The organism is Vibrio sp. B4-6 (assembly GCF_963888245.1).
GTDB classification, from domain to species: domain Bacteria; phylum Pseudomonadota; class Gammaproteobacteria; order Enterobacterales; family Vibrionaceae; genus Vibrio; species Vibrio anguillarum.
In genome coordinates this window covers 259909-284458 of sequence record NZ_CAWPIM010000022.1, presented here as the reverse complement: position 1 = coordinate 284458, position 24550 = coordinate 259909, and the positions used below count along the sequence as shown (strand labels likewise).

Genomic DNA, 24550 nt, shown 5'->3' with positions numbered 1-24550 from the left:
AAACCATATTATGAGGACTTCGCATGTCGATTTGGGATCAAGTAACACTGCACACTCGCTATGGTGAATTACCCTCGGTTTTTTATTCTCAAGTGAACCCAGCGCCTTTAGACAATGTGCGTTGGGTTGCTTGGAATGCCTCACTGGCTGGGGATTTGTCTTTACCAACACAACCTAATGATGAGCTACTGCACAGCCTGTCTGGCCAAGTTATTCCCGCGCAATTTAAGCCATTAGCGATGAAATACGCGGGCCATCAATTTGGTATTTATAACCCTGATCTAGGTGATGGCCGTGGGTTACTGTTGGCCGAAATCGAGAGTAAAACGGGTGAAGTGTATGATCTGCATTTGAAAGGTGCAGGGCTTACGCCTTATTCGCGTATGGGGGATGGACGCGCCGTACTGCGCTCCACTATTCGCGAATACTTGTGTAGTGAGGCGATGGCGGGTCTTGGGATTGCGACCACAAGAGCATTAGCGATGATGAGCAGTGACACGCCTGTTTATCGAGAAAAACAAGAGCGAGGTGCGCTGCTGGTACGTGTAGCGCAGAGCCATATTCGCTTTGGCCATTTTGAACATTTTTTCTATACCAACCAATTAGCAGAGCAAAAGCAACTGGCTGATAAAGTGATTGAGTGGCATTACCCTGATTGCCTCACACAAGAAAAACCTTATGCGGCCATGTTTAGTCACATTGTTGAGCGTACTGCTAAGATGATTGCCGATTGGCAAGCGGTTGGATTTGCCCATGGTGTGATGAATACCGACAACATGTCTATCCTCGGTCAAACCTTTGACTACGGTCCTTTTGCTTTTCTCGACGATTATGAACCGACTTATATTGGCAATCATTCCGATTATCAAGGCCGCTACGCGTTTGATCAGCAGCCGCGTGTGGCGTTGTGGAACCTGTCCGCTTTAGCACATGCATTGTCACCGTTAGTGGAAAGAAGCGATCTGGAAGCGGCACTCGCTCAGTTTGAAGCGCAGCTCGGCCGTTATTTTAGCCAGCAAATGCGTCGTAAATTGGGGTTGTTGACCTCTCTGCCCGGTGATTCGGTGTTGTTTGAGCAAATGTTTGAGTTATTAACCAAAAATCACACCGACTACACTCGCTTTTTCCGGCAACTATCCAACTTGGATCGAGAAGGGGAGCAACCTGTATTGGATCTCTTCATTGACCGCGCTGCCGCTCAGTCTTGGCTTGAACAGTATCTGGCTCGTTGTGAGCGAGAAATCGACAGTTCGGGGAACGCGATTTCGATTGAGCAGCGCTGCGCAGAGATGAGAAAAGTGAATCCGAAATATATTTTGCGTAATTATTTGGCTCAACAAGCGATTGATAAAGCAGAACAGGGTGATTACCAACAAGTGCACCAATTAGCACAATTGTTAGCCAACCCTTATGCCGAGCAGCCGGAAAAGAGTCATTTTGCCCAGCTTCCTCCTGAATGGGGGAAAAAAATGGAAATCAGTTGTTCCTCATAAGTAACGCATTTTGTGATCTCTATCTAGACAGAATTCAAACTTTACATAAATATCAATAATCAAAAAAATGACCTATAGCTACACTAGGCCGATCAGTTGAAAATATGGATAGTGGACATGCAGGCAAGAACGCGCATTCTAGTCGTGGATGATGACGAAGAGATTCGGCAATTATTAGATGAGTACTTGACGAAGTCTGGTTTTGATATCGTCACTACCGCGGATGGCATCGAGCTATTAGCCTATTTGGAACGTAACAGTTATCCCGATCTTATTTTGTTGGATGTGATGATGCCCGGAGACGATGGTTTCACTTTATGCCAAAAAATCCGTCGTCATTCGAACGTTCCTATCATTATGTTGACCGCGGTTTCTGATGAAACTGACCAAATCATTGGTTTAGAAATTGGCGCGGATGATTATGTGGCGAAACCTTTTAACCCGCGTCAGTTAATGGCGCGCATCAAGGCTTTGCTGCGCCGGGTACAAGTCAATGATGAAAAAACAACCGATGCGTTGCCCAAACAAATTACGTTTGGTGATTGGCAACTCGATACCTTGTCACACCGAATTACACATCTAGAGCGTGCCGATGAGCATGACTTGTCGGGCAGTGATTTTGCACTACTGATGCTGTTTTTAACCCGGCCTAAGGAAGTGCTTGATCGCGATACCATCTCATTTGCTACTCGTGGACGTGAAGCGCTCCCTTTTGAGCGAGGTATCGACGTGCAACTTAGCCGTTTACGTCAGCGATTGGGTGATAGTGCAAAATATCCTCACTACATTAAAACTATGCGTGGCAACGGCTATATTCTGGCCGTTCCGGTCAGTTACGGCCATTAAAAATGACGCTAAGACGTCTCTTTTCACGCTTAAAACCCAACTCTCTTGTCTCACGAACACTGCTGCTGACTTTGTTGGCGGTGGTGATAGCGCAGGGCATTGCAACGGCGATTTGGTACAGCCAATCTAAACAAAAAGAGTTGGAAGGGATCAGTTCCGTTTCTTCTAGCATGGCAGGTATGTTTGCTTCCACCGTGACCTTTTTTCAATCACTGCCCGTCAAATATCGGCATATCGTGCTGGATCAAATTCGCAATATGGGGGGAACCCGTTTTTTTGTCTCATTCAATAAAGAGCCATTGACTGTGGAGCCGATTATCGATACGCCGCTCAAGCGAGCTTCAGTCGATGCGGTGAGGGAAGTGTTGCAACAAAAGCTCAATAACGTTGAGAGTATTCAAGTTGAATTTACCAAACCAGAACATTTGCGGTTACTAAAAAACGATATTTTTCTCAGCGACTTACCTAAGTCGTGGGCCTATCATACACTCACACTTGAACCGCTAAACCCGCCAGTGTTGGTGGTGCAAATCGAACTATCAAGCCATGAATGGGTTTACGTGGCGGCGCTACTTCCCGCTCCATACGTGAAATTGGATGACACTCTACTAAGAAAAGAGCAGATCTTATTTCTCTTTTTTTCCACCACCATTTTGTTAGCGTTGACCTACTTGCTTATGCGCCGCCAAGTTCGGCCACTGAGAAATTTAGCCAAAGCGGCGAATGAGATGAGTATGGATATTGCCCAGCGTCCCTTGCGTGAAGAGGGGGCGACAGAATTGATCACTGCGACCCGCGCATTCAATCGTATGCAGCAACGAATTCGACGTTACGTGGCCGATAGAGAGCATCTGTTTTCGGCCATCTCTCATGATTTAAAAACACCCATCACCCGCTTACGCCTAAGGGCTGAATTGCTCGAAAGCGATGTTAAGCGCGAAAAATTTAACCGCGATCTCGATGAGCTAGAGATGATGGTTAAAGGGGCATTGCAGTGCGTGCGAGATACCGATTTACACGAAAATAACAGCAGTATTGATCTCAATGAGATGATTCAGACGATTGCTGAAGGGTACAACTTAACTCGCCAAGTGGTCCATTTTACGCCTACACAGCTTGAACCGATAATCGCTAAGCCTCTAGCTATTCAACGAGTATTGACAAACTTGATTGGCAATGGCGTGAAGTATGGTCAGCAAGTGTGGGTGAAGTTGGAAGAAAATCCAGAGTGGGTGGTTATCACCATTCAAGACCAAGGCCCGGGGATCCCGATAGATAAATTAGAAGCGGTCTTTGAGCCCTATTTTCGCCTTGCCGATGATGACCAAGGCCACGGTCTTGGTCTTGGAATATGCCGAAGTATTTTACATGGACACGGCGGAGATCTCATTTTACGCAATCCAGCTCATGGTGGTTTGGAAGCACAAGTCTTTATCCCACCTACGTTAGCGGTGTAGTGTAACGCTTTCGTTACGTTAAAATTACGGTTTGTTTCAACGAAAAAAATTTTCTTTGATTAGACTAGTAGGTAAACGATCAGCACTTTAATGGTTAATAAAAGTTTGCGAATCAGGTTTGCCGAATCAAAACCAAGGAAGATGATGATGAAATTTCATAACACTCTGCTTGCTTTATCTTTCCTCTCTGTCTCTTCCATCCCTTCGACTCACGCTGGTGAAGTGGAAGTACTCCATTGGTGGACTTCCGGTGGTGAAGCCAAGTCGATAGCTGTGCTCACCGAAATGTTGGAGCAGCAAGGCCATAGTTGGAAAGATTTCGCTGTCGCAGGTGGTGGTGGTGAAAGTGCCATGACGGTATTGAAAACGCGCGCGGTGTCGGGTAACCCACCGTCGGCGGCTCAAATTAAAGGACACGATATTCAAGAATGGGCGGGGCTTGGTTTTCTCACGAACCTTAATGACGTAGCCAAACAGGGTGGTTGGGATGAAGTCGTACCACCGATGATCACCAATGTCATGAAGTGGAATGGCCAGTATGTGGCCGTGCCAGTTAACGTGCATCGCGTCAACTGGTTGTGGGTTAACCCTGCGGTACTGGCTAAAGTGGGTGCTAAAGTGCCAACCACGTTAGACGAGTTTTTTGTTGCGGGCGATAAGATCAAAGCCGCGGGTTATGTGCCACTGGCGCACGGTGGTCAACCTTGGCAAGACGCGACGGTTTTTGAAACGGTGGCGTTGAGCGTGCTTGGCTCACAAGATTACGTGAAAGCGTTTGTTGAGCTTGATATGGCTGTGCTCGCGGGCGACAAAATGGTTGACGTGTTTAGCCAGTTTAAAAAAGTTCATGACTACATTGATGTTAACTCTCCAGGCCGTGATTGGAACGTTGCGACTTCAATGGTGATAAATGGTGAAGCGGCGATGCAGGTCATGGGCGACTGGGCAAAAGGTGAGTTTACCGCAGCGAGCAAAGTTGCGGGTAAAGATTACCTGTGCGTTGCCGCGCCAGGTACGGCCGATCAATTTATCCATAATGTCGATAGTTTTGTCTTTTTTGAGCTAACTGATGCAGACAATAAGCAGGCGCAAAAAGCGCTAGCCGCCACGATCCTAGATCCTAAATTCCAAGAGGTATTTAACCTCAACAAAGGCTCGATCCCGGTACGCACAGATATGAATATGTCAAAATTTGACCAGTGCGCGTTGGACTCAATGGCGGCCTTTAAAGCGACGGCTAAGTCCAACAACCTTGTGCCCAGTATTGCCCATGGTATGTCGACAACCAGCTATGCCCAAGGCGCGATTTTTGATGTCGTAACGAACTTCTTCAATGATCCAAAAGCGGATCCAAAACAAGCAGCACAAAAACTAGCGAAAGCGGTGAAAGCTGCGATGTAGCCCTAACCCCCAGAGTGGGTAGGTTTTTTAGCCTGCCTGCTCACCCTCTTCTTGTAGCACACCACTTTCTGTGTGCTACTAACATAATCTGTCGGTTCTAACCAATTAGCGCGCTCTCCGATAAAGAGCTCGGGGGGAGTGCCCAAACTAGGCTTGCTGTTTGGGCGGAGGGTGCGCTTTCTTCCTGTTTCACATTTTTTCGTCATTCTCATCGCCACCCTCTGATGGATTTAGCTGGGTGTCATTTCCCACCCAAAATTCATATTCCTTGGGTCATTTTCTACCCATTTTTGCTTTCTATCATAAGATTCTATGGGTTGTTGTTAACTGAATAGCTGGTGACACCTTATGGTTACTGGCTTGTTAATGAAATGTGTCATGTTGGCTTGTTAATTGCCTTATAGAAAACAACCAGCACCCATTGATGGGGCTGATATGTTCAATCAAGGAGAATAATAATGTTAAAGCCACTGACTTTGCTGACCGCTTCCATTCTTGCTGTAACCAGTTTTAATGCGGCCGCAAATTGCGACCCCGGCGAAATCGTAATTAAATTTAGCCACGTCACGAATACAGATAAGCACCCTAAAGGCATTGCGGCTTCGCTGCTTGAAGAGCGTGTTAATAAGGAGATGAATGGTAAGGCTTGCCTACAAGTTTTCCCTAATTCAACCTTATACGATGACGACAAAGTATTGGAAGCCATGCTAAACGGCGATGTGCAGCTAGCGGCGCCTTCATTATCAAAATTTGAAAAATTCACCAAAAAATTCCGTATTTTTGACCTGCCATTCCTATTTGAGGATGTGGACGCAGTTGACCGTTTCCAAAACTCGGCTGACGGTGAAAAACTGAAAAATTCAATGACACGTCGTGGTGTGAAAGGGTTGGAGTTTTGGCATAACGGTATGAAACAGATGTCAGCCAATAAACCTCTACTCGTTCCGGCGGATGCAAAAGGATTAAAGTTCCGCGTGCAAGCATCTGATGTACTGGTGGCTCAGTTTGAGCAGCTTGGTGCAAACCCGCAAAAAATGTCTTTTGCAGAAGTGTATGGCGGTTTGCAAACCAAAGTTATTGATGGTCAAGAAAATACATGGTCCAACATTTACGGTAAGAAATTCTTTGAAGTGCAAGATGGCATTACCGAAACCGATCACGGCATTTTGGACTACCTAGTGGTGACATCGAGCAAGTGGTGGGACAGCCTACCAGCCGATGTGCGTGACCAGTTCGCGACCATTTTAAAAGAAGTCACTGAAGCGCGTAATGCGGAATCAAATAAAGTCGAGCTCCAAAATAGACAATATGTATTGGAAGCCGGAGGCGTGATCCGCACTCTCACACCTGAACAGCGCCAGCAATGGGTTACAACGCTGAAGCCTGTGTGGCAGAAATTTGAAAAAGACATCGGTTCAGATTTGATTGAGGCAGCGCTGGCTTCAAACAAATAATCAGCCTCCAACCCCACCTTGTGTGGTGGGGTTGGACTCAACGCGTTTATTGCTCGTCTCATTGATAACTAACCTGAAGCCGTGCGGTGACCTTGAGTCAATTCCGATAATTACTATGAGAGCGATGTATCACATGGAACACTCTTTTTTCTCTAAAGTCGGCCGATTTACCGATGCGATTGAAGAAATGCTGATTGCATTCTTCTTGGGCTCGATGACCTTATTAACGTTCGTTAACGTTGTTTATCGCTATGTTTTTAACGGCAACATTTTATGGGCATTGGAATTAACCGTGTTCATGTTTGCATGGATGGTACTGGTTGGTGCGTCCTATGGGGTAAAGAAACACTTTCACATCGGAGTTGATGTGGTCATTAACATGGTGCCTGCAACTATGCGAAAAGTGTCTGCACTGGTCGCGGTGGCTTGTTGTTTAACCTTTTCTATTTTACTGCTCATCGGTTCGTGGAATTACTGGTACCCGTTTGCGACTGAGCGTGCTTGGTATGAAACCGACGATATTCCTATGCCGGAAATGCTGCAATTTCTCTCCGATTGGCTCAATGAAGGGGAGCGCTATGAAAAAATGCCGCGCTTTATTCCATACATGGCATTGCCTATCGGAATGGGATTACTCACTTTTCGCTTTTTACAAATCGCCTATCAAATTCTCAGCGGTAAGTTAGACAGAATGATTTCTGGCCATGAAGCCGAGGAAGATCTTGAAGCGCTCAAAGCGGAAATGGCACAAGTGAGCGAGACCATATTAGAGCCGAACCGCGAAGCGACCCCGCCTATTGATTCTCGCAAGGAGCGTTAATTCATGGATATTTTACTGCTGTTTGTTATGGTCATCGGCTTTATGCTAGTCGGTGTACCCATTGCTATCTCGCTCGGATTATCCAGCGTTCTGTTCCTACTTTGGCACTCCGATACTTCTTTAGCGTCAGTGGCTCAAACCTTGTTTAACGCTTTTGAAGGCCATTACACTTTGCTTGCGATTCCATTTTTTATTTTGGCTTCCAGCTTTATGTCAACCGGAGGTGTAGCAAAACGCATTATCCGTTTCGCTATCGCTATGGTGGGTTGGTTTCGGGGAGGGCTTGCGATTGCTTCGGTAGTGGCCTGTATGATGTTTGCGGCGCTGTCTGGTTCTTCGCCTGCTACAGTGGTGGCGATCGGTAGTATTGTTATTGCCGGAATGGTTAAAAATGGCTACAGCAAAGAGTTTGCCGCTGGGGTTATTTGTAATGCTGGCACATTGGGCATCTTGATCCCACCTTCGATTGTAATGGTCGTGTACGCAGCCGCGACCGATGTATCGGTAGGGCGCATGTTTTTAGGCGGTGTGATCCCCGGTTTATTAGCGGGTTTGATGCTGATTGTTGCTATCTACATTTTTGCACGAATTAAAAACCTGCCGAAACAACCTTTTGTGGGTTGGAAAGAAGCGATCTTCGCCGCCAAAGATGCCAGCTGGGGTCTGTTGCTGGTGGTGATCATTCTCGGCGGGATTTACGGTGGTATCTTTACGCCAACCGAAGCGGCTGCGGTGGCAGCGGTATACGCTTTCTTGATTGCCAATTTTGTTTACAAAGATATGGGGCCGTTCGCCGACAAAGAAAATACCAAACCTGCCTTGGTCAAAATCGTGCAAGCCTTTTTCCATAAAGATACGCAAGCGACTTTGTTTGATGCAGGCAAACTGACCATCATGCTGCTGTTTATTATCGCCAATGCATTGATATTGAAACATGTTCTGACCGAAGAGCGCATTCCGCAAATTATTGCTGAATCGATGCTTTCTGCCGGTCTCGGGCCTATAACATTTTTGATTGTAGTCAACATATTACTGCTACTTGGTGGTCAGTTTATGGAGCCATCAGGGCTGCTGATCATTGTTGCTCCATTGGTCTTTCCCATCGCCATCGCACTCGGTATTGACCCCATTCACCTTGGGATCATGATGGTGGTGAACATGGAAATAGGGATGATCACACCGCCCGTCGGGTTAAACTTGTTTGTCACCGCAGGGGTTGCCAAAATGTCGATGATGAATGTGGTGAAAGCGGCGCTACCGTGGGTGGCGATTATGTTCCTATTTTTGATGATTGTGACCTACGTGCCTTGGATTTCCACTTGGTTACCAACCACCTTAATGGGGCCGGAAATCATCACTAAGTAACCAAAATGCTGACCTGAAATTTCTATGGCTGCGGCATGTTATTAGAGCTCTATATTTTATAGAGCTCTTTGTCTAATCCGTAACGCTGCATTTTGTCGTACAACGTTTTACGCGGTACGTTGAGCCTTTCCATTGTTTCATTGATACGCCCACCACACTCAATCAATGCTTGTTCAATCACGGATTTTTCAAATTCGGCCACTTGTTCGACTAAATGGGTGGGTAATTTTTGTGATGGCTCGCTGTCGCCTAACTGAGCCAGTTTCCCCAATAGCACATAGCGTTCTGCGGCGTTGCGTAGTTCGCGTACGTTTCCCGGCCAGTCATGGCTGATTAAGCGCTGCATTTCAGGTTGAGAGAGTGCGGTTGCCGCTTTACCGTAACGAGCCGCGGCCACTAACAAAAAGTGATGGAAAAGCGCGGGAATATCCTCTTTACGTTGGCGAAGTGGTGGAATATCTAATGTGACAATGTTTAAGCGATAGTAGAGATCTTGACGAAAGGTGCCTGCTTGAGCTGCTTGCTTTAAATCGATTTTTGTTGCGGCGATGACTCGAATATCCAGAGGAATCAAGGTATTGGACCCAACTCGTTCAATGACTCTTTCTTGCAATACGCGTAATAAACGAATTTGCGCCTGCATCGGCATTGATTCAATCTCGTCCAGAAATAAGGTGCCGCCTTGTGCATGTTCAAATTTGCCAATGCGTTTGGTTTCAGCGCCAGTAAAGGCGCCTTTTTCATGGCCGTAAAGTTCACTCTCTATCAAATTTTCAGGCACTGCGCCGCAGTTCAGTGCGACGAAATTGAGCTCGCGGCGAGAACTCTGCTCATGTAACGAGCGAGCAACCAGCTCCTTTCCTGTGCCAGTTTCGCCAAACAGTAGAATGTCAGCCTGAGTGTCGGCGACATGAGTGATGGTGTCCCTTAACGCTTGGATGTTGCCAGTATTACCGATAATGCGTGGTCCAAGAGTTTGGCTCGCTTTTAAGCTGCGTTTTAGCTGCTGATTTTCTAACGTTAAGTGGCGTTTTTCTATCGCACGGTGGATGGTTTCTATCAAGCGTTCAGTAGCAAAAGGTTTTTCGATAAAATCGTATGCGCCATCGTGCATCGCTTGTACGGCCATCGAAATATCGCCATGTCCTGTGATCAAAATAACAGGGACCTCAGCATCTTGATGATGAATCGAGTTGAGTAAGCTCTGGCCACTGAGGCCAGGTAAGCAAATATCACTCACCACCACAAGAGGCAGCCCGTCGGCTTTGGCCGCCAGTAAGGCTTCTTCCGCACTGGAAAATAACCGCGCTGTGAGGTCGGCGAGCTCGAAACTTTGCGCAATGGCGATACGGATATCCGCCTCATCATCGATAAAAAATACATCACACATTGGTTGTCCTTAACTGCTTTTTATCTTTAAACCATACTTTGTCTGTAAATCACGCGCTTGGCGTAACGATCGGTAGAGAGACTGAAAATCGCGCCCCACACTGCGGTGAACTGGTCATCGTTAACTCACCGTCCATGCTTTGTATTATCTGCTGTGAAATCGACAAGCCTAAGCCTAAGCCATTTTTTTTCGTGGTGAAAAACGGTTCGAAAAGATGGGCTATTTTTTCTTGTGTAATTCCCGGGCCGTTATCATCAATATGGATCAACACTTGAGAGGCCTTGCACTCAGTGCTCAAACGAACGCATTTTTGATGCTGTTCCTCAAGGGCCTGTATCGCGTTGGTTAGCAAGTTAATCAAGACTTGTTCTAGTTGGATTGGATTGACACGCACCCAAAGATCCATTGTGGGTAATTCCATCTCAAACTGAATCAAATTCGATTTAAATTGCGGTTGCATCAACTCTTTTGTCGACAAAATAATCGGTAATAATTGCGCGTTCACTTTCTCATCGGTGTTACTTTTTCGCGCAAACGATTTGAGCTGTTCACTGATTTTAGCCATGCGTTCGGTGAGCGCTGAAATGCGAGTCAAGTTGTCATCGGTCCGTTCCGGCTTACCATTGGCTAAGAAACGCCGCCCATTGTCGGCAAAACTGCGGATAGCGGCCAGTGGGTTATTCAGCTCGTGACTAATACTGGCGGACATTTGCCCAAGCACAGCCAGTTTCGCAGCTTGGATCAATTCATCTTGAGTTTGGCGTAACATGCTCTCTGTTTTACTTCGCTCCGCAATTTCCGCGTGCAGTGCAGAGGTTCGCTCCATCACCAGAAACTCTAATTTTTGTTTTGCTTCAGACTGTAACTGTTCGATTTGGCGCTGTTTGAGCTGGCGGTGATGAACCAGTAATAGCCCTAAGTAGACGATGGCAAACAGCATGCTGTTGATCAGAGTAAATCCAAAGCTATCCCAGAAAATGTTTATTTTGGGCGATAAAACCCGAATGTTTAGCCCGATACTGGGCAGCGGTTTGGTTGAAACGATGAAATCGCCTTTAATCCAAGTTTGATAAGGATTTTCCCATTCGGCAACGGATGCGCTGAAATCGCCGATCAATCCGAGTGAGCGAATGGAGGTATCAAGATATTGGCGGCTATTTTGAACCGCAATTCGATCGCTTTCGCTCAGCATGGCAACACTTTTAAACAGCCACTCCGGTTGGCTGGACATGAAAATAATGTTGTTGCTATCGGTGGCGACAAAATAGCTTTGTTTGCTCTGCCAATTTTCCTCAATCGCGGAAAGGTCCATCTTCACTACCACTACGCCAATGACATCCGCGGCATAAACGATAGGGTAGGAGTAGTAATATCCTCGTTGCCCCGATGTTGATCCTAACGCAAAATATTGGCTCTCTTGCCCAGTTATGGCCGTTTTAAAGTAAGGCCGCCAAGCGAAGTTTCGGCCAATAAATGAGTGAGTGAGGTGCCAGTTACTTGCTGCGATCGTGTTGCCATATTGGTCGATGAGGTAGGTGTCAGCGGCTTGAATCACTTCATTGACCTGCTCTAAATAGCGATTAGTGATTTCAATTTGGGCGCTATTGCTGGGGCTGTGTAAAGCGTCAATGAGTTCTTTATCTTTGGCTAGCAATCTTGGGATATGTGCATATTTATCAAGTTTTGTGGTGATGTGGCTAGAGAATCGCTCTAGCTGAGCTTGATGTTCAATCAATAAACTTTGGTAGTTGTGCCGCCAAACAAAATGCGCCCCAGCCGCGGTAGACAAAAGGAATAACGTTACAAAAATAAGGTTTACTCGGCGAATATGTAGCATCCTTTCTCCATGTTCAGCGGCGCGACAAGGGCAGTTCTTTTGCGAGAGATATCCATTTTTGCAAGTGATAATGCTCCCAGCATTGACTCATAATTCTACTGGTTTTCCTTTGGGTGATGTTTAAAAAGAGCGCAATTGTGGGGTGCAAAACAGGAGCAAGATCTCTTTTTACGCTTTTGGGGTAAAAAAAGCCTCGATTCCCTTGAAAAAGCCTTTATTGTCCCCATTTCAAAACTGTGCTTTTTCACGTTGGTGGAATTTTTAGCACTTAGAAAGCAATTTAGGGTACGGAATCATCTCTCTGCGGTGATTGGCTCGACAGCACGGATTCAGGTCGGTAGAATGTCGCGTCTAAATTTTCTGTCCTGAGACTAATCAGAGACACCTTTAAGACAGATTCGAGTCACTAAAGATGTCGCTTATTAGTCCAATGTTGGTTTTTTCACCAATATTGATGCTGGTTTTAAAAGAAGTGTTCGGATAGAGCACAACACAAGGATGCAGCCAAGCACAAGGCATCGCCTAAGTTGCGGCTCATATTGCTCAGAAATACTGGGCCAGTTTTGAGGTTTATAAATAATGCAAGTTACTGTTGAAACGCTAGAAGGCCTAGAGCGCCGTCTGAATATTACTGTTCCTGCTGCTAACATCGAAGATGCAGTTACAAAAGAACTACGCAATATCGCTAAGAATCGTCGTTTCGATGGTTTCCGCAAAGGCAAAGTGCCTTTGAAAATGGTTGCGCAAATGTACGGTAAAGCGGTACGTCAAGACGTCATGGGCGAAGTGATGCAACGCCACTTCATTGAAGCTATCGTAAAAGAGAAAATCAACCCAGCAGGCGCACCAACATTCGCACCAGTTTCTATCGAAGAAGGCCAAGACCTTGTTTTCAATGCAACTTTTGAAGTATATCCAGAAGTTGAGTTAAAAGGTCTAGAAAACATCACTGTTGAAAAACCAGCGGTTGAAGTGAAGGAAGAAGACGTTGCTGAGATGCTAGAAACGTTACGCAAGCAACAAGCAACGTGGAAAGAAGTAGACGCAGCTGCGGAAGCAGGTTCGCGCGCGACGATCGATTTCGTTGGTTCTATTGATGGCGTTGAGTTTGAAGGCGGTAAAGCTGAAAATTTCCCTCTAGAAATGGGTGCAGGTCGCATGATCCCTGGTTTTGAAGACGGTATCGTTGGCAAAACCAAAGGTATGGAATTTGAAATCGACGTTAACTTCCCTGAAGATTACCACGCGGAAAATCTAAAAGGTAAAGCGGCGAAATTCGCAATTAAAATCAACAAAGTTGAAGTGCGTGAATTACCAGAGTTAAACGACGAGTTCGTTGCCAAATTTGGTGTGGCTGAAGGCGGTGTTGAAGCGCTGAAAGCTGAAGTTCGCAAAAATATGGAACGTGAACTTAAGCAAGCAGTAAAAAACCGCATTAAAGAGCAAGCGATTGAAGGTCTAGTAAAAGAGAACGATATCAATGTTCCTTCTGCACTGATCGATCAAGAGATCGACGTACTGCGTCAACAAGCTGCGCAACGCTTTGGCGGTAACCCAGAAGCGGCCGCTCAACTACCACGTGAATTGTTCGAAGAACAAGCAAAACGTCGCGTAGTGGTTGGCTTACTTCTTGGTGAAGTGATCAAGTCTGAAGAGCTAAAAGCTGACGAAGATAAAGTGAAAGCATTGATCGAAGAGATGGCAACAGCGTACGAAGATCCAGCTGAAGTAATGGCATACTATTCTCAAAATCAGCAAATGATGAACAACATGCGTAACCTTGCTCTAGAAGAGCAAGCAATCGACGCGATCATTGCTAAAGCACAGGTTTCTGAAAAGGCTGTTAGCTTCAATGAGCTAATGAACCAGCAACCTGCTTAATAAGCAATATGTAGCGTAGGTGGTTGACTACAGGTTAACTATTCTGCTAACAATGGTCCGTGTGATACCCATCATTCGGGCCATTTATTTTAGGGACATAACAATATGAGCTACCAAGAAAAAAACGCAATGTCGCCAATTTTTGACGCGCTAGTACCCATGGTGGTTGAGCAGACTTCCCGCGGTGAGCGCTCATACGATATTTATTCTCGCCTACTCAAAGAACGAGTGATTTTCTTAACGGGTCAAGTTGAAGATCACATGGCTAACCTTGTTGTAGCGCAGCTGTTGTTTTTAGAATCGGAAAACCCTGATAAAGATATTTTCCTCTACATCAACTCGCCAGGAGGTAGTGTGACTGCTGGTATGTCAATTTATGACACCATGCAGTTCATCAAGCCGAATGTTAGCACTGTTTGTATGGGCCAAGCTTGTTCAATGGGAGCATTCCTATTGGCTGGTGGCGCTCCGGGGAAACGTTATGTGTTACCTAACTCACGCGTGATGATTCATCAGCCGTTAGGCGGTTTCCAAGGCCAAGCTTCGGATATCCAGATCCATGCTCAAGAGATCCTTACCATCAAGCAAAAACTCAACAAATTGCTTGCTGAGCATACAGGCCAACCGCTTGAAGTTATCGAGCGTGATACCGACCGTGATAACTTTATGTCTGCTGACCAAGCTGTGGAATACGGTTTAGTCGATGCAGTCTTGCGTCACCGTGGCGAATAACAGTTCTCAGAATTGTTTAACGCATTTTGGCGTAATTTGAGTTACACTCAGACGATTAAAAGTAAAGGCTAAGAGGTTAGCGAATGACAGACAAAAGCAAAGAGAGCGGTAGTAGTAAACTGTTGTATTGCTCTTTCTGTGGCAAAAGCCAGCACGAAGTTCGCAAGCTGATCGCCGGTCCTTCTGTTTACATCTGTGATGAATGCGTTGATTTATGTAACGACATCATTCGTGAAGAGATTAAGGATGTTCTGCCAAAAAAGGAATCTGAGGCGTTACCTACGCCGCATAAGATCCGTGAACATCTTGATGACTATGTGATTGGCCAGGAACATGCAAAAAAAGTGCTCGCAGTGGCCGTATATAATCACTACAAGCGTTTACGAAACGGTGATAAAACGAGCGATGGGGTTGAGTTAGGTAAGAGTAATATTCTTCTTATTGGCCCAACAGGTAGTGGTAAAACACTGCTTGCAGAAACATTAGCTCGTTTCCTAGACGTACCTTTCACAATGGCAGACGCCACCACATTAACTGAAGCAGGTTATGTCGGCGAAGATGTTGAAAACATCATCCAAAAGCTGCTGCAAAAATGTGATTATGACGTTGCAAAAGCGGAACGTGGTATCGTCTACATCGATGAAATTGATAAGATTTCTCGTAAAGCAGAAAATCCTTCAATTACACGAGATGTCTCAGGTGAAGGGGTTCAGCAAGCGCTGTTGAAATTGGTGGAAGGCACTATAGCTTCAGTTCCGCCGCAAGGTGGCCGTAAGCATCCACAACAAGAGTTTTTACAGGTAGACACATCCAAAATCCTCTTTATCTGTGGTGGTGCATTTGCGGGCCTAGATAAAGTGATTGAACAACGTGTTGCGACAGGTTCAGGTATTGGCTTTGGTGCGGAAGTTCGCTCTAAAGATGAAACCAAAACTATCGGTGAGTTGTTCAATCAAGTAGAGCCTGAAGATTTGGTAAAATATGGGTTGATCCCTGAATTTATCGGTCGTCTTCCCGTAACGGCTACCTTGACAGAGCTGGATGAAGAAGCACTGATTCAAATCCTGTGTGAGCCGAAAAACGCGCTGACGAAACAGTACGCAGCCTTGTTTGAGTTAGAGAACGTTGACCTAGAGTTTCGTGAAGACGCATTGCGCGCCATTGCAAAAAAAGCAATGAACCGCAAAACGGGCGCACGTGGTTTACGCTCTATATTGGAAGGCGTACTACTCGAAACCATGTATGAACTGCCATCGGTAAACGATGTCAGCAAAGTGGTTATCGATGAATCAGTCATTAATGGTGAATCACAACCGCTACTAATTTACAGCGGAAATGAGAGCCAAGCGGCTGGCGCAGAGTAAATCTCAATCAGAAATATTTAAAGGAGGTAGCAAATACCTCCTTTTTTTTATTCTGTTATTGAATCCAGTGAGTTAGCCCCCATATACTCGGTAATCAGTTGAAGCGGAAGAGAGAATAATATGAACTTGGAACGTTCCGAGCGTATCGAGATCCCCGTACTACCTCTACGTGACGTGGTGGTTTATCCTCACATGGTCATTCCTTTGTTTGTTGGCAGAGAAAAATCCATCCAATGCCTTGAAGCGGCGATGGATAACAACAAGCAAGTGTTACTTGTGGCACAAAAGCAAGCGGAAACCGACGAACCGAAAATTGAAGATCTTTTTGAAGTCGGGACAGTTGCAACGATTTTACAACTTCTGAAATTACCTGACGGTACCGTGAAAGTGTTGGTTGAAGGCCAACAGCGAGCGAAAATTGATCGCTTCATCGAGCGTGAATTTTTCTCCGCAGAAGCGCAGTATCTTGTCACTCCTGAGTTGGATGATAAAGAGCAGGAAGTCGTCGTTCGCAGCGCAATCAACCAATTTGATGGTTTTATCAAACTCAATAAGAAAATCCCGCCTGAAGTATTAACGTCGTTAAATGGGATTGATGAAGCAGCGCGTTTGGCTGATACCATCGCCGCTCACATGCCATTGAAATTGATTGAAAAACAAAAAGTTCTCGAAATTGTTGATGTCAGTGAACGTTTGGAATTTTTAATGGGACAAATGGAAGCGGAGATCGACCTATTACAGGTTGAAAAACGAATTCGTGGTCGTGTTAAAAAGCAGATGGAAAAATCTCAGCGTGAGTATTACCTCAACGAGCAGATGAAAGCGATTCAGAAAGAATTAGGTGAGATGGATGACGCACCTGATGAATTTGAAATGCTGAAGAAGAAGATTGACGATTCCAAAATGCCGCAGGAAGCGCGCCAAAAAACGGAACAAGAGCTGCAGAAATTGAAGATGATGTCTCCAATGTCTGCAGAAGCAACCGTTGTGCGTAGCTATATTGATTGGATGGTCAATGTTCCTTGGGCAAAACGTTCAAAAGTTAAGAAAGATTTGGCAAAAGCTGAAGAGATTTTAAATGCCGATCACTACGGTTTAGATCGTGTCAAAGAGCGTATTTTAGAATATCTCGCGGTACAAAGTCGTATCAACAAGCTGAAAGGGCCAATTTTGTGTCTTGTTGGTCCCCCGGGCGTTGGTAAAACGTCTCTTGGCCGCTCGATAGCGGCGGCAACAGGTCGACAATATACCCGTATGGCGTTAGGTGGAGTGCGTGATGAAGCAGAAATTCGTGGTCACCGCCGTACTTACATCGGTTCTCTTCCGGGTAAGTTGATTCAAAAAATGGCGAAAGTTGGTGTGAAAAACCCACTGTTCCTGCTTGATGAAATCGACAAAATGTCTTCAGATATGCGTGGTGACCCATCTTCCGCATTGTTGGAGGTGCTTGACCCTGAACAAAATAGCACCTTTAACGATCACTATTTAGAAGTGGACTATGACTTGTCTGATGTCATGTTTGTTGCGACATCAAACTCAATGAACATCCCAGGTCCGCTGCTTGACCGTATGGAAGTTATCCGCCTTTCCGGATATACAGAAGACGAAAAGCTGAATATTGCTAAACGCCATCTAGTGACTAAGCAAGTTGAGCGGAATGGTTTGAAGCCTCATGAAATTGTTATCGAAGATTCAGCCATTATTGGTATTATCCGTTATTACACACGTGAGGCGGGCGTACGAAGCTTAGAGCGAGAGATTTCAAAAATTTGCCGTAAAGCGGTGAAGAAAATCTTGTTGAATAAAGACATAAAAACCGTGGTAGCCAACCAAGAGAATTTAAAAGAGTTTCTAGGTGTGCAACGTTGTGATTTTGGCAAAGCCGACGACAGTAACCAAATTGGCCAAGTTACGGGTTTAGCATGGACAGAAGTAGGCGGTGATTTGCTGACTATTGAAACCGAATCAATGCCTGGCAAAGGCAAGTTGACGCAAACTGGTTCTCTGGGCGAGGTGATGCAAGAATCCATTCAAGCTGCGATGACTGTGGTTCGCGCACGCGCCGAGAAATTAGGGATTAACGCTGATTTCTATGAAAAGCGTGACATTCACGTTCACGTGCCAGAAGGCGCAACACCAAAAGATGGCCCAAGCGCGGGTATTGCTATGTGTACGGCGCTTGTCTCTAGCTTGACGGGTAATCCTGTGAAAGCGGAAGTCGCGATGACGGGTGAGATAACGTTGCGTGGTGAAGTATTACCTATCGGCGGTTTGAAAGAAAAACTGCTCGCAGCACATCGTGGTGGTATCACCACCGTATTGATCCCAAAAGAGAATGAGCGTGATTTGGAAGAGATCCCTGCAAATGTGATTGCTGATCTAAAAGTCATTCCCGTTCAATGGATTGATGAAGTTTTGAAGATCGCACTTGAACGAGACCCTTCTGGGGTTGAATTTGAAGCTAAAAAATAGTGATGTGCAGCAAAAATAAGTAAAAGATCACGCTGATAGGCTTAAAAAGGCTTGTCAGCGTTTTTTTTGGGCGCTAACGTAAGCCCCTATAGCTTGCAGCCCAGATGTAATAAGGCTTCAAGCTAGTTTGGGAACTTAATGGAACGAAAAGTCACCGTTAAAAAATAATAATGGGTGACGCAAAGGGGAATCACAGTGAATAAAACACAATTAGTAGAAAAAATCGCAGAAAACGCTGACATCTCTAAAGCATCGGCAGGCCGTGCTCTTGATGCATTCATCGAAGCCGTTAGTGGCACTCTTCAATCTGGCGATCAAGTAGCGCTTGTTGGCTTTGGTACATTTAGCGTTCGCACTCGTGCAGCGCGCACGGGTCGTAACCCTAAAACGGGTGAAGAGATCCAAATCGCAGAAGCAAAAGTACCTGCTTTCAAAGCAGGCAAAGCGCTTAAAGACGCTTGTAACTAATCAAAATCGTTATTTTTTGCGGCTTAAGCGCAAAATTAATTCGAACCTTTTGAAATTATGCGCATCCTACTGATGCGCATTTCTTTTTCTGATATTATCGCGCTATTCAATTTTTAGGCTGAAGTGTGAAGCTTCTTATCCGGAGAGCAGTTAGATTATGATGGATCGATTACGCGAAGGCGTGAACAGCATCGCGGTGAAAATTATTCTAGGAATGATTATCTTATCATTCGTATTCGCAGGTGTCGGTAGCTACTTGGTCAGCGGTGGCAGTAATGCTGCGGCTAAAGTTGGCAATAGTGAGATTGGCCGTGGTGAATTTGAACAAGCGTACCAGAACGAGCGCAATCGCATGCAATCCCAATTAGGGGATTATTTTGCTAACTTGCTCGCTGATCCTCAGTATGTCGAGTCATTTCGTAAGTCAGTGCTTGATCGTATGGTTAACGATTTATTGTTGGAGCAGCATGCACAATCACTAGGTTTACGAGTGAGCGATGATCAGGTTCGTAAAATGATTTTAGACATGCCTCAATTCCAGACTGGCGGTAAGTTTGACCAAGAAATCTATCAAGCGGCTCTTCGCCGTGCAGGTTTCTCTGCTGAAAGCTTTGCAGAATATCTACGTCGTGATCTTATCCGTAACCAGTTACTTAGTGCTATCCAAGGCAGTGAATTTACGTTGCAGGGTGAGGTTAATCAGCAAAGTGAACTGATCTCTCAAACCCGTGATATCCGTGCGCTCACATTGTCACTCAGCGACTTTGCTAAAAATGTTGAGTTGAGTGATGAAGAAATTACTCAATATTATCAACAAAATGCAGAGCGCTATACCCGTCCAGAGCAGGTTAAAGTGGCTTATATCGAGCTTTCTGCCCAACAATTGAAAGACCAAATTGTAGTGTCTGATGAACAGGCCGAGCAGTACTACCAAGAGCATTTAGACAAATACTCCACTCAAGCACAACGTAAAGTAAGCCATATTTTGGTTCAAGGTGATGATAAAACTAAAGCACAGGCAATTCTCGATGAACTGAATGCTGGCGCTGATTTCGCGACTTTAGCGAAAGAAAAATCAGAAGACGTAGGAAGCGCAGAAGAGGGTGGTTCGCTAGGTTGGATTGAGCATGATGTGATGGACCCAGCTTTTGAACAAGCAGCCTTTGCTATCGAACAGATAGGGGATATCACAGGGTTGGTCAAATCTGAATTTGGCTATCACATTATCCGTCTTGATGATGTTAAAGCCCCTATCGCACAGCCCTACGCACAGGTTGCCTCTGAAATCAAAGCTGAAATGGTAGACCAAAAGGCCGCTGATCAGTTTTATGAGTTGCAGACTAAGCTAGAAAAAGTGGCATTTGAATCACCTGACTCTCTGGATGAAGCAGCAAACGCTATCTCAGCTAAGATTCAGAAAACCGATTTTATTTCTCAGCAAGATGCGCCTGAAATTCTTAAAAATCCAGCTGTTCTTCAAGCTATTCTAAGCCCAGAGGTAAAAGAAGATAGGCTCAATTCTGAGGTATTAGAAGTTGCCCCAGAACACGTTATCGTTGTTCGTGTTGATGATGCTCGGGAACAAATAGTTCTTCCTTTGGCTGAAGTGAAAGAGCAAGTGGTTACTCAGCTTTCTAAAGTCAAAGGCGAACAACAAGCGATTGAGTTAGCCACAAAATTGATTGATACCCTAAAGCAAGGTGACCAATCCTTATTGGAACAGCGTGGGTTAAAATTTGCTGGGTTGGAAATGATTGATCGTAGCTCTCCATTGGCGAGTACGGTGTTTTCTCTCCCTAAACCCGCTACAGATAGTGTGGTTTACGGTCAAGCGAAAGCAATGAACGGTGATATTGTTCTTGTTGAACTACATAAGGTTGAGGCTAAAGTCACACCTCAGTACAACGATCAAATTACGGCTCAGTTAGAGCGCATCGGTAGCCAACGTGATTTGGCTGCGATACTTACAACTTTGCGTAAAAATACAGACATTGAATATTATGTTGTGAGCCAATAAAGGCTAGTAATGTAATTGATATGAAACTCAAAATGGGCTGCTTATGCAGCCCATTTCAATTTCTACCTTTTTGATTCCCTCTCATTTCCAAGCTCAATTAATATTGGTACCCATTAATAAACAAGGAAATGTTCATATGAAATTGAAAACAAAACTCGGGTTGTTACTTCTAAGTATCGTATTGCCTCTTTCACCGACATTAGCAGAAGAAAAGGTGGTAGAAACGCACCAAGGCATTGAAATTACGGTTAATATAAATCAGGCTTCCGCTGAGGAAATTGCTACTTTGTTGAAAGGTATTGGACTTAAAAAAGCACAAGCGATTGTTGAATATCGTCAACAAAATGGCGATTTTAAAACCAAAGAAGATCTGAGCTTGGTGAAAGGCATTGGTGCCGCTACTGTCAGGCAAAACGCTGAGCGTATCATTTTATAAAAGTCTCTATCAAAAGCGTCGCCCCCTAAAAGCGACGCTTGTATCACTGTGAAATTTCAGTCATATCACCATTCCTTCCTAGCGCCTGTAACGGATAAGCACTATAATTTGTCGCCGACAAAAGCGAGCAAGCAAGCCGCATAAAAACTAAAAAACTAAGTGGAGTAAATCATGTCCTCTCACACTCCGGTAATTACCGTAGATGGACCAAGTGGTGCAGGTAAAGGCACTCTTTGTATGTTGTTGGCTAAGAAATTAGGCTTTCATTTGCTCGATTCTGGAGCTATTTACCGCGTTCTTGCATTGGCGGCGATTCACCACGGTGTGGATACGGAGTCGGAAGAAGCGCTTGTTCCTCTGGCGACACATTTAGATGTCCAATTTATCGCAGAAGGCGACTTGGTTAGAGTGATTCTTGAAGGTGAGGACGTATCGAAAGAATTGCGCAAAGAAGAGACAGGAATGGCAGCATCAAAAGTAGCGGCACTGCCTAGAGTTCGTGAGGCATTATTACGTCGCCAACGAGCCTTTGCGAAAGGGCAGGGACTGGTTGCCGATGGACGTGATATGGGCACAGTTGTGTTTCCTCAAGCAGAAGTGAAAATATTCCTCGAGGCCAGCGCGCAAGAGCGAGCCCAACGTCGCTTTAAGCAGTTGCAACTCAAAGGGCTAGATGTTAAATTTGACGCCCTTTTAAGCGAGATCCAAGAGCGTGACGACCGAGATCGTAACCGCCCAGTGGCCCCATTACGCCCTGCAGAGGATGCGCTATTGCTTGACTCAACCTCAATGTCTATCGACGAAGTTGTAGAAGAAGCATTACAATATGTAGAATCTAAGCTGGCAGAGTAGTTCTGCTAGGTAAGAGCGTCGGTCGCAAGGATGATGACTGGCGAATTTAATAACCCCATGCGGTAGGATACCCATGGAAGTTTAATTATTGAAGATTAAATAAATGACTGAATCTTTTGCTCAACTCTTTGAAGAGTTTTTAAACGAAACACAATTTCAACAAGGTACAATCGTTAAAGGTACTGTAGTCGCTATCGAGAATGGTTTCGTTCTTGTTGACGCTGGTCTTAAGTCTGAGTCTGCTATCCCTGCTGAACAGTTCAAGAACGCTGCTGGCGAACTTGAAGTTGAAGTTGGTTCTGAAGTAGACGTTGCTCTAGACGCTGTTGAAGATGGTTTCGGTGAAACTCAACTTTCTCGTGAGAAAGCTAAGCGTCATGAAGCTTGGATCGTTCTTGAGAAAGCTTACGAAGAAGCTGAAACTGTTATTGGTATTATCAATGGTAAAGTTAAAGGTGGCTTCACTGTTGAACTAAACGGTATCCGTGCTTTCCTTCCAGGCTCTCTTGTTGACGTGCGTCCTATCCGTGACACTACTCACCTAGAAAACAAAGAGCTAGAGTTCAAAGTTATCAAACTAGACCAGAAACGTAACAACGTTGTTGTTTCTCGTCGTGCTGTTATCGAATCAGAAAGCAGCGTTGAACGTGACGAACTTCTTGAAACTCTACAAGAAGGCACTGAAGTTAAAGGTATCGTTAAGAACCTTACTGACTACGGCGCATTCGTTGACCTTGGTGGTGTTGATGGTCTTCTACATATCACAGATATGGCTTGGAAACGCGTTAAACACCCATCAGAAATCGTTAACGTTGGTGACGAAATCCTAGTTAAAGTTCTTAAGTTTGATCGTGATCGTACTCGCGTATCACTAGGTCTTAAGCAACTTGGCGAAGATCCATGGGTAGCTATCGCTAAGCGTTACCCAGAAGGTCATAAACTATCTGGCCGTGTAACAAATCTAACTGACTACGGCTGCTTCGTTGAAATCGAAGAAGGCGTTGAAGGTCTAGTACACGTTTCTGAAATGGATTGGACTAACAAGAACATCCACCCATCTAAAGTTGTTAATGTTGGCGACGAAGTTGAGGTTATGGTTCTTGATATCGACGAAGAGCGTCGTCGTATCTCTCTAGGTCTTAAACAGTGTAAAGCTAACCCATGGCAGTCATTCGCTGAAGCGCAAGCTAAAGGCGACAAAGTTACTGGTAAGATCAAGTCTATCACTGACTTCGGTATCTTCATCGGTCTAGACGGCGGCATCGACGGTCTAGTTCACCTATCTGACATCTCTTGGAACGTTCCTGGAGAAGAAGCGGTACGTGATTACAAGAAAGGCGATGAAATCTCTGCAGTTGTTCTAGCAGTAGATGCAGAGCGTGAGCGTATTTCTCTTGGCGTTAAGCAAATGGAAAACGACCCGTTCAACGCATATGTTGCTGATAACAAAAAAGGTACTCTAGTTAACGGTACTGTTACTGCAGTTGACGCGAAAGGTGCTACAATTGAACTTGTAGACGGCGTTGAAGGTTACATCCGTGCTTCTGAAGCATCTCGTGACCGTATTGAAGATGCGTCTCTAGTCCTAAGCGTTGGTGACAGCGTTGAAGCGAAATTTACTGGTGTAGACCGTAAAAACCGCGTAATCAACCTATCTATCAAAGCTAAAGATGAAGCTGATGAGCAAGAAGCAATGGCTACTCTGAACAAAGCTGATGAAGGTGCGTTTGGTAATGCTATGGCTGATGCATTCAAGGCTGCTAAAGGCGAATAATCTAACTCGCTAAAAGGGGCCGTAAGGCTCCTTTTTTTTCAGTTAGTGCCTACTTTGATAAGTAATGAGGGAAACTATGACTAAGTCTGAATTGATAGAAAGACTCTGTGCTGAGAAAACGCACCTATCTGCTAAAGAAATTGAAGATGCTGTGAAAGATATTCTTGAACATATGGCATCAACTTTAGAAAGCGGAGAGCGAATCGAAATTCGCGGATTTGGTAGTTTCTCTTTGCACTATCGTGAGCCTAGAGTAGGTCGTAATCCTAAAACCGGTGATAAAGTGGTGTTGGATGGCAAATTCGTCCCTCATTTCAAGCCAGGTAAAGAGTTACGTGAGCGAGTTAATGAGAATATCTAAAGCGATTTAGAGAGTATTCTAAAAAACGGCATACAGTTTAAGTATGCCGTTTTTTTAAGAAAGGAATCCATAATAGACATGGTTTGTAAGGCCATTTTCCTGCATAATCAGACCAGATCAATACTGGATA

19 protein-coding genes are annotated in these 24550 nt (G+C 45.0%); 17 read left to right on the top strand and 2 right to left on the bottom strand.

From position 1 onward, the window contains the following. Nucleotides 1–23: 23 nt before the first annotated feature. From AACV20_RS08025 to AACV20_RS07995, 7 genes are all read left to right on the top strand, one after another. Entirely contained in the window at nucleotides 24–1493 is a 1470-nt protein-coding gene (locus tag AACV20_RS08025; RefSeq protein WP_170907098.1) for a protein adenylyltransferase SelO, read from the top strand. Nucleotides 1494–1610: 117 nt separating this feature from the next. Then, nucleotides 1611–2339, top strand: coding sequence for a response regulator (locus AACV20_RS08020; protein ID WP_026028047.1), 729 nt, complete (start codon nucleotides 1611–1613; stop codon nucleotides 2337–2339). A gap of 2 nt (nucleotides 2340–2341) precedes the next feature. Beyond that, nucleotides 2342–3796, top strand: a complete 1455-nt coding sequence (locus AACV20_RS08015; protein WP_017044591.1) for an ATP-binding protein — start codon at nucleotides 2342–2344, stop codon at nucleotides 3794–3796. A 147-nt stretch (nucleotides 3797–3943) separates the two neighbouring features. Beyond that, nucleotides 3944–5197, top strand: coding sequence for an ABC transporter substrate-binding protein (locus tag AACV20_RS08010; RefSeq protein ID WP_170907097.1), 1254 nt, complete (start codon nucleotides 3944–3946; stop codon nucleotides 5195–5197). A gap of 458 nt (nucleotides 5198–5655) precedes the next feature. Further along, nucleotides 5656–6651 (top strand): TRAP transporter substrate-binding protein, encoded by a 996-nt coding sequence (locus tag AACV20_RS08005; protein ID WP_017044592.1) that lies wholly within the window; start codon nucleotides 5656–5658, stop codon nucleotides 6649–6651. A gap of 133 nt (nucleotides 6652–6784) precedes the next feature. Continuing rightward, nucleotides 6785–7471, top strand: coding sequence for a TRAP transporter small permease (locus tag AACV20_RS08000; protein WP_094165740.1), 687 nt, complete (start codon nucleotides 6785–6787; stop codon nucleotides 7469–7471). Between the two features lie 3 nt (nucleotides 7472–7474). Next, on the top strand, nucleotides 7475–8836 hold the full coding sequence (locus AACV20_RS07995) for a TRAP transporter large permease (protein ID WP_013857190.1): 1362 nt from the start codon (nucleotides 7475–7477) through the stop codon (nucleotides 8834–8836). 49 nt (nucleotides 8837–8885) lie between these two features. Here the strand turns inward: AACV20_RS07995 and AACV20_RS07990 are convergent, their stop codons facing one another. Both AACV20_RS07990 and AACV20_RS07985 read right to left on the bottom strand, forming a co-directional pair. Continuing rightward, complete coding sequence (locus AACV20_RS07990) at nucleotides 8886–10226, bottom strand: sigma-54-dependent transcriptional regulator (RefSeq protein ID WP_170907096.1); 1341 nt, start codon at nucleotides 10224–10226, stop codon at nucleotides 8886–8888. A 49-nt stretch (nucleotides 10227–10275) separates the two neighbouring features. Further along, nucleotides 10276–12063: a sensor histidine kinase gene (locus AACV20_RS07985; RefSeq protein ID WP_170907095.1), complete on the bottom strand. Its 1788-nt coding sequence runs from the start codon at nucleotides 12061–12063 to the stop codon at nucleotides 10276–10278. Nucleotides 12064–12642: 579 nt separating this feature from the next. On the opposite strand from AACV20_RS07985, the gene tig reads away from it, so the two are divergent. The 10 genes from tig to ihfB all read left to right on the top strand — a co-directional run bounded on the left by tig (nucleotide 12643) and on the right by ihfB (nucleotide 24420). Then, on the top strand, nucleotides 12643–13944 hold the full coding sequence (tig, locus tag AACV20_RS07980) for a trigger factor (protein WP_013857186.1): 1302 nt from the start codon (nucleotides 12643–12645) through the stop codon (nucleotides 13942–13944). Between the two features lie 105 nt (nucleotides 13945–14049). Next, a complete protein-coding gene (gene clpP, locus AACV20_RS07975) occupies nucleotides 14050–14676 on the top strand; it encodes an ATP-dependent Clp endopeptidase proteolytic subunit ClpP (protein ID WP_010317461.1) in 627 nt (208 codons plus the stop codon). A gap of 83 nt (nucleotides 14677–14759) precedes the next feature. After that, on the top strand, nucleotides 14760–16040 hold the full coding sequence (gene clpX / locus AACV20_RS07970; RefSeq protein WP_013857185.1) for an ATP-dependent protease ATP-binding subunit ClpX: 1281 nt from the start codon (nucleotides 14760–14762) through the stop codon (nucleotides 16038–16040). Nucleotides 16041–16160: 120 nt separating this feature from the next. Next, nucleotides 16161–18512, top strand: a complete 2352-nt coding sequence (gene lon / locus AACV20_RS07965; protein WP_013857184.1) for an endopeptidase La — start codon at nucleotides 16161–16163, stop codon at nucleotides 18510–18512. Nucleotides 18513–18707: 195 nt separating this feature from the next. Beyond that, nucleotides 18708–18980: an HU family DNA-binding protein gene (locus tag AACV20_RS07960; protein ID WP_026027116.1), complete on the top strand. Its 273-nt coding sequence runs from the start codon at nucleotides 18708–18710 to the stop codon at nucleotides 18978–18980. 157 nt (nucleotides 18981–19137) lie between these two features. Continuing rightward, nucleotides 19138–20997 (top strand): peptidylprolyl isomerase, encoded by a 1860-nt coding sequence (ppiD, locus tag AACV20_RS07955; RefSeq protein WP_170907094.1) that lies wholly within the window; start codon nucleotides 19138–19140, stop codon nucleotides 20995–20997. 136 nt (nucleotides 20998–21133) lie between these two features. Beyond that, a complete protein-coding gene (locus AACV20_RS07950) occupies nucleotides 21134–21433 on the top strand; it encodes a ComEA family DNA-binding protein (RefSeq protein WP_017044597.1) in 300 nt (99 codons plus the stop codon). A 171-nt stretch (nucleotides 21434–21604) separates the two neighbouring features. Beyond that, a complete protein-coding gene (gene cmk / locus AACV20_RS07945) occupies nucleotides 21605–22285 on the top strand; it encodes a (d)CMP kinase (RefSeq protein ID WP_170907093.1) in 681 nt (226 codons plus the stop codon). A 103-nt stretch (nucleotides 22286–22388) separates the two neighbouring features. Beyond that, the gene (gene rpsA / locus AACV20_RS07940) at nucleotides 22389–24059 is read left to right on the top strand and encodes a 30S ribosomal protein S1 (RefSeq protein ID WP_013857179.1); all 1671 of its coding nucleotides are present in this window, start codon (nucleotides 22389–22391) and stop codon (nucleotides 24057–24059) included. A gap of 76 nt (nucleotides 24060–24135) precedes the next feature. Beyond that, nucleotides 24136–24420, top strand: coding sequence for an integration host factor subunit beta (ihfB, locus tag AACV20_RS07935; protein WP_010317449.1), 285 nt, complete (start codon nucleotides 24136–24138; stop codon nucleotides 24418–24420). Nucleotides 24421–24550: the final 130 nt, after the last annotated feature.